Below are 13,065 nucleotides of genomic sequence, written 5' to 3' on the forward strand. Positions count from 1 at the left end.
TCGCGAAGACGACGGCCCATCCAACATCACTGACCCAGGCAGACTGTGAAGCTCAAGGCTCCAGCGCCGGCCCCTTCAGCTCGATCTGATTGCCATCCGGATCGAAGCAATAGATCGACCAACCTTTCCCCTGCGCGCCATAGCGCATCTGCGCCTTCTCAACGGTCTGGCCGGCCGAGGCCAAATGAGCGATGAGGGCTGGTTCATCAAACGGCTCGATACGCAGGCAGAGGTGATCGACGTTGTGCCCTTGCTTACCGGCAGCCGGCCCGCCCTGGCGGCCGAGGGGCCCGTCAACCGCAACCAGATCAATCATCGAAACACCGGTGCTGAGGTGGAGCATCCCAAGGTCGTCCCGACGCTTCTTGAGCTCGCAGCCAAGCACCGACGTATAGAAAGCGAGGCTGCGCTCGAGGTCTTTTACGCGTAGGACGATGTGGTCGATGTGTTGGATCGTGAAGTTCCTCATACAGGCCTCCTGTGTTCAGTAGTGGCAGGGCCAAGGGGTTACTTCACCATAGCGGATAACGCTTGAATGTCGCCCCACGAATGTCTGGCAGTTGCTGAATTCGGCGGGCACAGCCATGACCTTACTTTTCTGATCGCCGCGAAAAAAACAAAGCGGTCTTTCTGGGTGTCGGCCAAAAGGTCACGCGGGGACTGTGAGTCGCTGCGAACAGGTTTTTTGCACGCTATCAACGGCGCTGATAGCGTGCGGACAATATGATTCAACTATGACTGAAGGCTTCCTCCTGCTGTCTGCGCCGAGCCAATGGGCTTTTCCATCAAGCGCAGTTCTGGCCTATCTTGTCTGGGCCCGATATCAATCCAACCATGGTGACCATAAAACCGCGCCGCCCTCTGGTTCGTTTCGCTCACAGATAATTTCATCCGTTCGCAACCTAGCTCTGCAAAAAAGTCAGTGGCATAGGCCAGCAGCAACTTCCCGGCACCGCGTGATCGCCACTCAGGGGTGAGGTAGAAAAAATGGATGTAGCCCACTGCAGGTTCTACCTTGAGCAGCGACATTTCTATCTGGCCCACGATCTGTGTTTCATCCCAGACATGGACAATGCTGCCAGGAACCTCGGCTTCCTTTTCTCGTAATGACTGCAGGTAACGCTGCTTGCCACCTGGGTCTTGAATCTGTTGTGCGGAACCGAACGCACAGAGCAGCATGTCTTCAAAGAAACCCACGCAAACATTGCTGTCTTGATTGAGGTTGACCGGACGAAAATTCAGCCGAGCGCCTGGCGCATTTTCTATAACCATTTGCTAAGACTCTCCGCCTTACTTGAGCCGAATACGACCATCTTCAGGCAGGTCCGCGAGTTTGTGCACCTTAATTAGGCTTTGAAGTAACTATCATTGAGCAACCGATCATTAGCGGACGTCAGCGTCATGAAAAAACAAGATCAGGAAAACCTCCTCAAAACCCTGAAAACCCGCTTCGACCAAAACCCCCAGCGCCACCCAAACATCCCCTGGGCCGACGTTCAGACCAGGCTCGAAGCCAACCCCAACGCCCTGCAATCCCTGCAGGCCATGGAAGCCACCGGCGGCGAACCCGACGTCATCGACCAGAACAAAGAGACCGGTCTGATCACCTTCTGCGATTGCGCCAAAGAAAGCCCGACCGGCCGCCGAAGCCTCTGCTACGACCGCGCCGCCCTGGACGCACGCAAAGAGAACAAACCCAAAGGCAGTACCCTGGAAATGGCCGAAGAAATGGGCATCGCCCTGCTGACGGAAGACCAGTACCGCGCCCTGCAAAAGCTCGGTGAGTTTGATGCCAAAACGTCCAGTTGGCTGGCCACACCTCCCGAGCTTCGCGCACTCGGCGGGGCGCTGTTCGGTGATTACCGTTATGAGCGGGTGTTCGTCTATCACAACGGCGTGCAGTCGTATTACGCGGCGCGAGGGTTTCGGGGGTTGCTTTGTGTTTGATGGTTTGTATGGATGACAGCGGCGACATTGCGATCCCCCTTGAACAACCGGCCATCCTCCACCCAGCCCCGCTGACCTAAATACGCCGCTGAACCCGTGGCGAGGGAGCTTGCTCCCGCTGGGCTGCGCAGCAGCCCCAAACCCTCCAGCACAATGCCCCCGGAAAATGCCGCCCAGCAGCAGCCCACATCAGTGGTCGGGGAATTCGGATAGATAGCAAACCGGCGAACTCCCTTGCGCCCGCTTCTCCACCTCATCCTCCAACCATTCAGCCAACACCACGGCATTGTTCTCGACCGTGGACTTGGCGGCATACACCAGGGTGAGATTGCCGCCCAACGCCACATCCACCAACCGCCACCAACACTGCGGCCGCGCAGCCAACTCCTTGCGATAGGCCACCTTGAACTGCTCAAACGAAACCGCCCCAGCCTTGAACGCCTTGCGCAGCTCATGGGAAGGCGCAACCTCCGGCAGCCACTCAGCAATCGGGAGTTCGTCCTTGCGACAATTGCGCGGCCATAAACGGTCCACCAGAACCCGCACGCCATCCTCTGTGCTCGCTGCTTCGTAGGCTCGTTTGCAGTGGATCATAGGGGCATGCCTGTGGGAGAGGGGACAGCGTCAGAATAGGCCGAGGTCAGTGATCGGGTTGAGTCCCCCCTCGCAACCTGCTGAGATAATCCTAATATCAATGCTCAACTGGGGTCCTAGGAAGTGCTGATCCACAGCATCGCGGCCGCAAATGCGTGGGGCTTGACAGGTCTGGGATACTGAAAGCAGTACCGCGCTAACGCGATGCGTCTATCACGACTCAAGGTGCCCTATGCGCAATGAAGAACTCAAGACAGTGTTCGACCAGCAAGCTGTCAGCTACGACAAGCAATGGGAAAGGATGGCGCCGATTCGCGCTGCCCTCTATTTGCTGCTCGAATCTCAGTTCAGCGGTCTGCCGGAAAATGCCCGGATACTCTGCGTCGGCGTTGGCACGGGGGCAGAACTTGCCCATCTGGCGGAGCGCTTTCCCGGCTGGCATTTCACTGCTGTCGACCCCTCGGGCGCGATGCTTGACGTCTGTCGTCAGAGAGCCGTTCAGAATGGCTTTCTCGCGCGCTGCCATTTTCACGAAGGCTACCTTGACACGCTCGTCGCCGAGGCCCGCTACGACGCGGCTACCTGCTTGCTGGTATCCCAATTCTTGTTAGAAGAAGGCGCCCGCACCTCGTTCTTTCGCGAGATTGCCCGCCGCCTTAAACCACACGGAATATTGGCGAACGCCGACCTCGCCTCTGATACCGAATCGCCGGCCTATGAGGTGCTGTTACGCAGTTGGCTGACATTGATGTCCTCCGATGGTCTTCAGCCAGAAGTACTGGAGCGAGCGCGTACTGCCTACGCCAGGAATGTTGCGATCCTGCCTGCGCGGCAGGTCGCGGGGCTTATTGAAGCAGCCGGGTTTGACGCCCCTGTGCAGTTCTTTCAGGCGGGGTTGATGCACGGATGGTTCTGTACGCGGCAGGCCGATCTTGAGTGAGACTAGACGTACTGGGCGAAGTCGCGGGAATACGCCTTAGCCTTATTCAAGACAGACGATTTGAATGATGCGGTTGTCGCCATTCAATGTGGTATGGGTCCATTTCTCTAATGTTTCTATCTGCTCGGGTGAAAGATCATAGCCATCATATGGGTCCTCAGGTTGTGTCCAGCCCATCAGCTCAGCGAGTTGTGCTGAATACGACTGTGGAATCTCCACGCTCTGCAATAACTCTTCGGACGTCGTGTCGAAAATTTCAATAACGTGCTTCATTTTTCTACCCTCCTTGATGGGTTTGCGGGTTTTGTTTGTTCACCCGTTTCTGAGTCGAACTCACCGAGGTGTTTACCTTGTTTTGTGTACAGCTCTACGGTGCCATGCTGTGAGTCCCATTCATAAATTTTTCCTGAGCGATCTTTCCATCGTCGGCGTTTTTTACCTCCTCCACGTACAGCAGTTTTTAATGGGGCAGACGTTGCGTCTGGAAACGCCGGAAGTGACGATGGAGCAGGGTAGTACTTATGATCCCCCGGAACACTCAGAACCACATAAACCGGCCCAACCCCCGAGTCCGCCGGAAACACCAGAATGAAATCCCTGTACTCCGGCGGATAGATCGGGTCGACAATGATGCTGTCGGCCATCGGCGTCGGGGGGTAGATCCAAATAGGTGGTGCCTGAGGCGCCGCTTCCAGGGCGGGGATGCCGAGGGTGTCGGACGGGTTGGTGGCCGGCGTCCAGATCAGTTCAATGCCATCCCCCAGGTCGGCGATGAACTGATCGGCTCGCGGGGGGAACTGAACAACGTCGACCATTTCCCAGTCGCGGTTCTGGCCGGTGTAGAAGCCGTAGCCCTTGAGACTGCCGTCGGCCTGCTGCTCGATGCTTAAGCGCATGCGGCTGCGGGCCTGTTTGAGGTTGCGTAACTGGTCTTCGCTGTAGAGCGCGCTGTCACCCAAATTGGACGGCCAGAGCAGGGCGACGACGCCTGTCAGCAAGGCTGCGCCGACGGTGCCGCCCGCAGCGGCAGCCGTGGAAGTTGCCGAACCGCCCAGCGCGAGCCGGCCCAAGGTACCCGGAACCGCGCCAGCGCCGATCTGCTTGAGGGGAATTGTGCCGGATGGGTCGGCGCTCCGGCCGCCCAGCCACATGAGATCGCCGTACTGCTTGACCAGATCTGCCGGCACGTAGCCGTTGGCGTTGCTGTAATCGATGATGCCGTTGGGGAGCTTGCAGCTCTTGGCAAACACGCATCCGGGCACGGTGGGCAAAGGTTTGTTATCCACCGCGGCCCAGCGTTCTTGCTCATAGGCCGCCTGCCGGGCAAGCATGCCTTCGTACGCCTGCTGCCGGGTTTCGCGCTCGGCCAGTTCGCTGGCGGTCATGTCCCGATAAGTGACGTGATGCCCGTCACCGCTGGGCGGGTTGCGGACCTGGGGGATGTCCTTTTTGCGTGTCGCCACGTAGTGAGTCTCGTCCGGAAAAATGCAGGACAGACGCTAACGCGGGAAGGGAGGGACGCGATGTAGGAGGTTTCTTGAAGTCGTTGCTCTGGTTTCCTCAATACCGGTAGGGCTGGCTATTTGAGGCTCGGAACAAACTGAAGCGTCAGATCGGGCTGTCAGATATTGGGCGCCCGCAACTCGCCAGCCGACCTCGCCTTGCGCCTTTGCCTACAACTACGCCAGAATCCGCCGGCTTGTTCGCCGTGGGTTGCGTCGGTAGTTTGAGTCCTGTCACTGCTCATCAGTGATCGGGTTTAGCAGCTCGTGGTGAAACAGGTTGTGCAAGGCGTCATCCAGTCAGGATTCCCCATCCTGCACTTGATGGTGGCTGTGCGCAGGGCGTCCCCGGACGCGCCGGCTTCTTGTTTCCCCGGTCTGCTAACCTGCGTACAGCTGCCTCCCATCGTTTAGCAGCGAGTGGGTGATGGCTCCAACTACAGGAAGCAAGACGATGGTAAAAGTTACACCAAATCCCCCAGCGGCAGACGAACCCACCTCCCGCGCCCAGTCCGCCCGCAACAAGAAAATCGACGACGCTGCCACGCGAGCGTTGGATTTTTATCTGAAGCCCAAACCTAAGAACGAAACGTCTGACAAGTCTGACTCCATTTTACGGATTGATCCGGGTGTGGATTCTGAGTGTTTGCTTGCGAATCTGAGTGAGAACCTGGCTTCGGCGAATGCCATGATCAGTGATTTGGCGTTTGATCTGGATGGGTCGCGGCGGCATGTTGCGTTGGGGATTTTGCAGGTTATTGAGGTGAGTGAGTTGTTGGCGAATCGGGCTTTGGATATTGTTGAGGTGAGGTAGCGCAGCAGTATTACGTGCTGCGTGGATTGGAAAAAAGGTCTTGCCCCCGCAAGGCCTTTTTTTTGTGTCCTAGAGAGGCTTAGCGCCCCAGTAAACCCGAGGCCCCAAGAGGTCTGAATTCTCCATGCATGCGAGCGTTCTCCTGCAAGCTGACGTGTGACAAATTTTCGCAGGGCAGCAGTGGCGTTTTGCTGCTATACCTGAGTTGCACAAAATCGGCGTGATGCAAACAGGAGTTCAGGATGAAGATTCTTGCAGGGTTGGTCGCGGGATTGATATTAGCCATTCTTGTTTCGACAGTTGTGGCCATTGCTGGGGCGGCATCACCGAGAGCTGGTGGAGGGGCTGGCACGATTGTTTTCTTCGTAACATGGGTTCTTGCACTAGCAATAGCTATCTCCGCCCCCAATGCTGGCAAGGCTTGGCGTCGACTTTTGGTCACCTCAGGCATCGCTGCATTCATGCTCCCCTTGGCTGGTATTGTTTTTACCGGTAGCCATATAGCCACCAATATTAGTGGCGCTCATTCAGGGGCGGAAACCGCCGGAGCCGCGATTGGCGGCACCTTGGTGAGTGGCTTTTTGGGATTCGTTGGCTTCTTCTTGGGTGTGATCTGTCTCATCATCGGTTTGATGGTCGGCCGGGATAAACAAGTTATCTACATTCAGCCGCCACCAAACTCTTAAGAGATGAAAGAGTGCTAGTGGATTGATTAACAGATTGCAGCTATTAGCGATTCCGCCGTGAATGCGGCGGCCTTTCCTTAAATAAATCGGTCCCCTTTATTATATTTTTTTTTTTGCGTTGCTGCATCTCATATTGCTGACAGGGCTGGGAATGAAGAGGCGTCTGAAAAATTCCAAATTATTGGAAAGTCGCTGGATGTAATGATAGAGGAGCATGATGCACTGACTAAAGCTTGTCTTGAAAGTTTAGTTTCAGCCAAGGAGCGTCTCAAAGAAAAGCAGAGCAGCAGTGAAATGCGTTAATTCGAAGTTTTATAGTGAGCACCTATTTAGAGAACTGCGTTAGCACTGATGTTATATTTCTAAGAAAGTGTCGGGCCATAGGCATTTGTCCAGCGGACAACTCCCTGCCAGAAATGGATATCAACTCTAGTATAGCTAGCGGCCAAGTGTAGGCGTTCTCCTTAATAGGCCGAATTTGGCGAAGCTCATAAAGTTTTAGTTTCTCACTCCAGTTTCACAAGCTGCAGAAAGGGCTTTTATCTTTGATTTTATATATCCTAAGTATTGAGCATCGGTATTGTGAAAGGCTTGATGCATTAAGATGTCCGAACTGAAGAACGAAGTCTTGCGATACAGACATTTTTCCGGTTCTCCAGTACGACATGCTTGACATTGAGGGACTTTCTCTTCTTGGCAGTTTCCTGGGAGATCGATCATTGTGTTGTACAAGTGATCAGAATATATTTCTCCGACCCATTTTCCTTTACAGATTTTAAGTAGGTTTTCTGTTGAGAGACTCAGGTTCAAGCTTTCGGCAAATGCATCGAGCTCAGGTTTTTTATCCATTATTTTTACATGGAGTCCCCGATTAATTATCGATTTTATAGTGTCTGAGTAGCCAAATTCTGAATCATATGTTCGATCGCAAGCCTTTTTGAGAGCTTCAAGAGACACGTAATATAAATATGCGATCTCACTAAATATCGAGTCGAAAATGATTTTTGCCATTTCGGGATTGATAAGCTTTCTTGTTGCGCTCGTGAATCTTGGTATTAGAAACTCCACTGAGCATGCGCTAATATAGTGGCTTTCTATCGAATAATAATTTAACGCGAAAATGGCAGGATCCAAGTCCAACTCGCCGCGATAAAAACGAGCATCACGATCAATGACTCCTAGTACAAAACTCTCTACCGGGATGCCTTCTGCAGCGCTTCTAATTTCAGAGATATTGTCCAGAACTCCCCGGCATCCCTCTCTGCCCTTAGAAAGGGTGGCCGCTGCGTATACGTCACATTCAACGCTTATTGCCATGGAGAGTCGCTCGTAAATTGGAATATCATCTATTCCCTCAACAATAAGCACTGGTACCTTTGTCATAATAGCTAGATTTAGAAGCTCGTCTGCTGCAAAGGTCATCGCTGGAATATTGTCACACATGACGGCAGCGCTCCGTCGGTTTAAGCTCAACTAAAGAAGACGGTTTTCCCTTTGCGAGAATAGGACTATGAGACGCCAGGATGATTTGTGTATCTGGAGCCAATTTTTCAAGCAATCCAACCAATCTCCTTTGCCAGTTAGCATTAAGCGAGATCTCCGGCTCATCAATAATTAGGAAGTCCCGGTCTCTTGCATCAATCACAACCAAGGCTAGGAAGGTAAACAAGTGTCTTTCACCGCTTGATAAAGCTTCGATGCCTAAACGGTCGCCGCGTACGACTAATCTTACTCCTTCATTGTTTATTTCTAATTCCTTGCCATCCCCTAGAAAACTCGAAAATGTTTCGACAAAAACATTTATCGAGTTGAGAAGTTGTTTTTCCAGCTTCAGCTCTTTCAGCATGTTCCAAATCAGTTGTCCTAATATCGGATTAGTCGGGGGCGTGAGTTCTTCTTCCGTCTCCCCCATCCCTTGAAGAATATCTATGATTCTATACTTGAAATTGTTTTCCGGCCCATCATTGAGCGCTTCAATAATGCGCTCTTTGCCTGCCGCGATTAACTCTCCTAAGTTATCCGGGATCGTCACATTTGCGGAGGTTTCAGAGTTAGAGCTCGAATCAATGGCGATCGCCAAAGTGTCAAATAATGCATTCTGAATCTGCTCAGAAGCATACGCTCGTGCAACTCTATATCGATCTAAAAGTAAAGACTCAATATTTGAGATGTCGATGCTTTTTAGGAATGCATTGTCCCGCTCAAGCTGAAGCTCATTCGTTTTAACTCGTCGCATCCGGCGCGACCTAACAGTATTTTGTAGCGTGAGAAAGGTAGCAAATTGCTCAGAAATTTCTAGAGCAGAAACGCGAGAAAGATTGAACTCGCTTCGCCCTGCCAAAAACTTATAAATATCTGTACTTTCGACAACTGCTGTTTGGACTGTATTTCCTCGATCTACGCCCAGTGATAACGATCTAATTTTCGATAATGCGCAATTATCAAACGCTTGCCAGTCGAAGGTTTGTAATCCGCCTATTTCCTGCCCGCCAAGTATGGTTGTACCTACGCCTTGGCCGCCAAGCAGGTCGTTTGGTGGGGCTATATGAATGGTATGCTTCTCATCCATTTCATCAACGAAGACGATTTCAATGCTTTCGACTTTTTCTTTCACCAAACTAGCTTCATCTTTGGAGAATATTGCATGCATTAGTCTCAGAAAAGTGGTTTTTCCACTGCCATTGGTACCGTAAATAATTGACGTTTGCGAACCTGAAAATACGACGTGAGCTTCTGCGCTCGACGCTTGAAACCCTTGAAAACGAATTGATTCTAAAATCAATCTCATTGAAATGTCCCTTTCCATAATTTTGAACGTTGATGATGATTTTTATCAAATTATTAAAGTGTATTCCATAAAATTTATAGAAATTATTTGTGAAAATAGTCTGTAAACCGGCGCTCGCGCTTTAGCGGTTGCTGTGAAATGCTAAAACCTTAGGTTTTTCATGTTTTTGGCTCTATCTGCTGGATTTCTTTCCTAACGAAGGGTGCGTGATGCTTTAAGCGGGCACAATAATGGGGCGAAGGAATGAAGTGGGTTGACTAGTGATGTCTGTTGTGCGACAGTTCACGATGGCCGAGCATTTACCTATTGAGTGTGTTCGGCATTTGTCTATAAATGATATGGATGTGTTATAGGGTTTTGGTGACGAATTTATACTGAAAGTTGAACCTATTAATAATGAAGTTGATTATAAAAAGGAGCGATAGCGTTGGCGAATAATCTATTTGTATCTTATGATCTGAAGACCCCGGGTCAAAACTACGAAAAATTAATCGAAGGTATTAAAACCCTTGGTCCGTGGGCGAAGCTGCAGCAATCATTTTGGTATGTTAACTCCAATCTTGACGCTGCAGCAGCTGGAAATTACTTAAAACAGTTTACTGATGCAAATGACTATCTTGTTGTTGTTGACGCGACAAACAATAATGTTTATTGGTTTAATTGTATCGAGCCGGTTTCGGATCTGCTGAAGAAGCAGTGGTGGAGTTGATGTTTTCTCTGTGTTCGTCAGTTTTAGAATAGTGCTTTCTTTAAGTGTTTCGATGGAAATGTAATTTGATTATCGTTTTGGTTTCGGGTAAATAAGCTTCCATTTCGATCCGTGTGGCTAATTTCATTGACATGCTGCGATGCTCGTTTCGAACTCTGCTTTGCCATTGGTAATGAGGCCTGCTATTTTAAAGTGGTTAAGCATTCGCTGTATTGATTGGTTTCATATTGTGCGGCAGCTGCTCTTGGTTTTTTGATAGGCTAGTGCGCGCGATCTCTCTATCCGTTTTCAGTTTTCTAATTTTATTTGGTTGGAAGAAACTAATCCGGTTTTTCGCTGTACGGGATCAAGAGACCCTGCCCGAACGTCTACTTATGGCCGATGCTGTTGGAAATTCGGTTCGCCCAAACGGCCTAGTCATTGACTGGTTTAAACGATTTTTCTGCACGCTGCTACGTGAGGTCTGAGTCCAGAAGCCACTGTCGAAAGTTAAGATTTCAATCTCGGAGGCATACTTTGCTGCTGCGGAAACCATGGTCGATTTTTTTCAACAGAGCCAGCCGGAAACTGCCTCCCGAGTTTGAATGCAAGGGAAGCTTTCGCGAGCTTCCGCTTATCCTCCTCACCGATGTTTCAGCTTATGCTCGATTAGCTCCATCTCTGCCTTGATCGCAGTGATGCTGAGCTTCTGCATCGCTCTGCTTTTTCCGCCTTTGGTATCCACAATCTTGAGTAGGGCGATCAAGTGGGCTTTTCTCGCTTTAAGTGTTTTGGATATGCAAAAAGGGGGCTGCAAAAAGAGGACGGATTTTTTTCTTTTGCTGGCAATGGATCGACACCTTCCCCCTTATTTTTATCCTGAAGCGACATCTGTTACGGACCCTCTAGCCACAGCTGTCCAACCCCACCCACACTAGCCACAACCCCAATTCACGCCTACCATCCCACCACCTCGTATTCCCGCGGCTGCTGAACCCGGTACTCACGAGGAAACAACCATGGAAAGAACCCGTAGCTGGGGACGCGCACAGTCCTGCAAGAATGGGCGCGAAGCGATTAGCCCGCAGAACTCCAAGCCAGAAAAGAACTGGAAGCTGATCTACACCCGCGCCGACAAGCTGCACCGGGCGCGTCAGCTCGGTATGAGCTATCCCATCCGCACCACCCGCCAACTGTTGGATCAAGAGTGACCAATCTCCTGTTCGTTTGCAGTCGTAACCAATGGCGCAGCCCTACCGGGGAGGCAATCTGGCGGCGACGCCCTGGTTTCAGCACTCGTTCGGCGGGCACTAGCCCGAACGCACGCAAGCCTATCGGCCCAGCGGATATCCGTTGGGCCGATGTCATTTTTGTGATGGAGCGCAAGCACGAGCATCGTCTACGGGCAGAGTACGCTCGGCTGCTTGAGCACAAGCGGCTGCATGTTCTGGATATTCCCGATGACTATCGCTTCATGGATCCTGAGTTGGTGGACATGCTTGAGCTGGCGGTGACGCCGTACCTGTGTATTTGAGCATTTAGGGCGATCTTCATGAGCCGCCCTTTCCTCAATGGCTAGGCGAAATGATCAGGCTCACAGGTAACTCACCCGCAATTTCCGATAACTCCGTTTGCAAGGCCACGGTGTTCTTAACAAGGCCGCGAGGGTCATAGACGAAAAAGATGATTGCATGGCATTCGGGGTGGGCACGATAGCGTGCGATATCCAGGATCAGCTCGTCGGCTAGCGATCTTGCAGTCATACCGTCGCGCGTCATCTTGAGTTCAATAAAGAGCCCATGTTCAGGCAAGAGGAAGTCTGCGCGGGTGCCGCCTGCTGCCATGCTCGGGGACGGCTCTTCAGGCTTTACGTTATCGAACTGCAATCTTAGCAACGCGTTGACCAGAAACTGGACGTCGTATTCATCGTCGAGCTGAACTCCCTTTCGGCCGCGCGGGCGGTGTTCCAGGTCTTTCGCAAAACGGTGAAAACGCAGCAGCATGCGCTCGATGATCTGGTCGGCTCGCTCTTGGGGGGCGGGGAGCACGGGCATATCAAAGGAGAAATGCTCTTGTAGTATCTGTTCCTCAAACCTGCGCTGCGCTTTTGGTGGTCTTTGGAAAATGACGCAGGTTGCTATCCCAATCAGAAGCAATTCAATGGTCAGAAACATAACCAGATAGCCTATGACGACTGTCACTTTGTACTGGCCATCAAGCTTGTATTTGTTGCCTCCTCCTTGTCTGGGCTCGTCTCGTGGTACCAGTTGCAGGTTGAAAGTGACCGTCACCCCGCCAATTCGGTGAACCCCCTGTATACCATGCAGCGAATCCAGGCCAATCTCCCCTCGGTTATAGAGGTCGAGCAGAGCAACGGCCTCCCGGGTTGCCTGTCGATACTCTTCGCTACTGATCACCTCAAGCACTGCGGGATTGGTAAGTCCCGGGTCCTCAAACCTTGGGGCTATCCATGAGCAGTAGGTGAGGATGGGCATGAAGATCAGTACCGTGAAGCCGACCTTGGCGAACATGCGCAAGCGCCGGTTCTCCATCACTAACTCGCCCAGCGTGTCGTTTTCGCGACTTCTAAGAAAAAATGCAGAGATCCATTTCAGCAAAACGTATTTCTCCAAGATGTTCGGTTGCACCAGGTCCCGCAGGTTTACTGGATATCTTTCAGGTAATACCTAAGGGTTAGAAGCGGATCCCGAAGCTCCTCTACCGTTCGGGAAGCGCCGAAGTCAGTCGCTAACCGCCCGAGTTCCCGCCCCAAAGCTGTGTTACTTCCCCCAATTGCCTCCAGTGCCAAGTCCAGGCAGTGCTGTACTTTCGCCTGGATAGTTTGGATGTCTTCTCTGCGAACCAACAACCCAAAAACCTCCCGATCACACCCGCCCATCAACGGATCATCCCGCAAAATCGGACTATGCCCCTCCGTCTCATAAGCCAGCTTCAGCGAGTAAAGAGCGACCGTTTCCAGTAGCAATTCCATGGGGTGAAGTCCTTTGTCAGCGGGTGAGGAGGGGCGGTGGATCAACTGGGCGTCGCAAGGCGGAGCATCGGTGGGGGGCTGTGGCATTTTTGTGAGCGCTTTGCGCTCAAGCGG

General features: G+C 51.9%; 16 protein-coding genes. 7 read left to right on the forward strand and 9 right to left on the reverse strand.

The genetic code is table 11. The annotated features are described in order from the left end of the window. Window positions 1-52: 52 nt before the first annotated feature. Both HU811_RS17760 and HU811_RS17765 read right to left on the reverse strand, forming a co-directional pair. The gene (locus HU811_RS17760) at window positions 53-469 is read right to left on the reverse strand and encodes a VOC family protein (protein WP_186657239.1); all 417 of its coding nucleotides are present in this window, start codon (window positions 467-469) and stop codon (window positions 53-55) included. 263 nt (window positions 470-732) lie between these two features. Continuing rightward, window positions 733-1,272, reverse strand: coding sequence for a GNAT family N-acetyltransferase (locus HU811_RS17765; RefSeq protein WP_186657240.1), 540 nt, complete (start codon window positions 1,270-1,272; stop codon window positions 733-735). A gap of 129 nt (window positions 1,273-1,401) precedes the next feature. Between HU811_RS17765 and HU811_RS17770 the strand changes: the two genes are divergently transcribed. Next, window positions 1,402-1,947, forward strand: a complete 546-nt coding sequence (locus HU811_RS17770; protein ID WP_186657242.1) for a DUF4256 domain-containing protein — start codon at window positions 1,402-1,404, stop codon at window positions 1,945-1,947. A gap of 189 nt (window positions 1,948-2,136) precedes the next feature. On the opposite strand, the gene HU811_RS17775 is transcribed toward HU811_RS17770, so the two are convergent. Then, the gene (locus HU811_RS17775; RefSeq protein WP_092454007.1) at window positions 2,137-2,541 is read right to left on the reverse strand and encodes a DUF488 domain-containing protein; all 405 of its coding nucleotides are present in this window, start codon (window positions 2,539-2,541) and stop codon (window positions 2,137-2,139) included. 232 nt (window positions 2,542-2,773) lie between these two features. On the opposite strand from HU811_RS17775, the gene HU811_RS17780 reads away from it, so the two are divergent. After that, on the forward strand, window positions 2,774-3,481 hold the full coding sequence (locus tag HU811_RS17780; protein WP_186657246.1) for a class I SAM-dependent methyltransferase: 708 nt from the start codon (window positions 2,774-2,776) through the stop codon (window positions 3,479-3,481). A 42-nt stretch (window positions 3,482-3,523) separates the two neighbouring features. Here the strand turns inward: HU811_RS17780 and HU811_RS17785 are convergent, their stop codons facing one another. Together HU811_RS17785 and HU811_RS17790 are read right to left on the reverse strand one after the other, a co-directional pair. After that, entirely contained in the window at window positions 3,524-3,754 is a 231-nt protein-coding gene (locus tag HU811_RS17785; RefSeq protein WP_186657248.1) for a DUF7683 domain-containing protein, read from the reverse strand. Beyond that, on the reverse strand, window positions 3,751-4,944 hold the full coding sequence (locus HU811_RS17790) for a colicin E3/pyocin S6 family cytotoxin (protein ID WP_186657250.1): 1,194 nt from the start codon (window positions 4,942-4,944) through the stop codon (window positions 3,751-3,753). The genes HU811_RS17785 and HU811_RS17790 overlap by 4 nt, the downstream gene beginning before the upstream one ends. 493 nt (window positions 4,945-5,437) lie before the next feature. Here HU811_RS17790 and HU811_RS17795 point away from each other — a divergent pair, with 493 nt between their 5' ends. Together HU811_RS17795 and HU811_RS17800 are read left to right on the forward strand one after the other, a co-directional pair. After that, window positions 5,438-5,797: a DUF6124 family protein gene (locus HU811_RS17795; protein ID WP_186657252.1), complete on the forward strand. Its 360-nt coding sequence runs from the start codon at window positions 5,438-5,440 to the stop codon at window positions 5,795-5,797. A gap of 242 nt (window positions 5,798-6,039) precedes the next feature. Further along, on the forward strand, window positions 6,040-6,483 hold the full coding sequence (locus HU811_RS17800) for a hypothetical protein (protein WP_186657254.1): 444 nt from the start codon (window positions 6,040-6,042) through the stop codon (window positions 6,481-6,483). A gap of 498 nt (window positions 6,484-6,981) precedes the next feature. Here HU811_RS17800 and HU811_RS17805 read toward each other — a convergent pair whose 3' ends face one another. Together HU811_RS17805 and HU811_RS17810 are read right to left on the reverse strand one after the other, a co-directional pair. Continuing rightward, complete coding sequence (locus tag HU811_RS17805) at window positions 6,982-7,926, reverse strand: DUF4435 domain-containing protein (RefSeq protein WP_186657256.1); 945 nt, start codon at window positions 7,924-7,926, stop codon at window positions 6,982-6,984. Then, on the reverse strand, window positions 7,919-9,271 hold the full coding sequence (locus HU811_RS17810; protein ID WP_186657257.1) for an AAA family ATPase: 1,353 nt from the start codon (window positions 9,269-9,271) through the stop codon (window positions 7,919-7,921). The genes HU811_RS17805 and HU811_RS17810 overlap by 8 nt, the downstream gene beginning before the upstream one ends. Before the next feature lie 427 nt (window positions 9,272-9,698). Here HU811_RS17810 and HU811_RS17815 point away from each other — a divergent pair, with 427 nt between their 5' ends. From HU811_RS17815 to HU811_RS17825, 3 genes are all read left to right on the forward strand, one after another. Next, window positions 9,699-9,980 carry a hypothetical protein gene (locus HU811_RS17815; protein ID WP_186657259.1) on the forward strand — a complete coding sequence of 94 codons (282 nt, stop codon included), beginning with the start codon at window positions 9,699-9,701 and terminating at the stop codon, window positions 9,978-9,980. Window positions 9,981-10,978: 998 nt separating this feature from the next. After that, on the forward strand, window positions 10,979-11,170 hold the full coding sequence (locus HU811_RS17820; RefSeq protein ID WP_186657262.1) for a hypothetical protein: 192 nt from the start codon (window positions 10,979-10,981) through the stop codon (window positions 11,168-11,170). Next, a complete protein-coding gene (locus tag HU811_RS17825; RefSeq protein WP_186657265.1) occupies window positions 11,167-11,493 on the forward strand; it encodes a low molecular weight protein tyrosine phosphatase family protein in 327 nt (108 codons plus the stop codon). Before HU811_RS17820 ends, HU811_RS17825 begins: the two co-directional genes overlap by 4 nt. Before the next feature lie 34 nt (window positions 11,494-11,527). Here the strand turns inward: HU811_RS17825 and HU811_RS27465 are convergent, their stop codons facing one another. Together HU811_RS27465 and HU811_RS17835 are read right to left on the reverse strand one after the other, a co-directional pair. Further along, window positions 11,528-12,577, reverse strand: coding sequence for a PD-(D/E)XK nuclease domain-containing protein (locus HU811_RS27465; protein ID WP_186657267.1), 1,050 nt, complete (start codon window positions 12,575-12,577; stop codon window positions 11,528-11,530). 44 nt (window positions 12,578-12,621) lie between these two features. Further along, complete coding sequence (locus HU811_RS17835; RefSeq protein ID WP_186657269.1) at window positions 12,622-12,951, reverse strand: hypothetical protein; 330 nt, start codon at window positions 12,949-12,951, stop codon at window positions 12,622-12,624. Window positions 12,952-13,065 lie beyond the last annotated feature (114 nt).

The organism is Pseudomonas tehranensis (assembly GCF_014268615.1).
GTDB classification, from domain to species: Bacteria; Pseudomonadota; Gammaproteobacteria; order Pseudomonadales; family Pseudomonadaceae; genus Aquipseudomonas; species Aquipseudomonas tehranensis.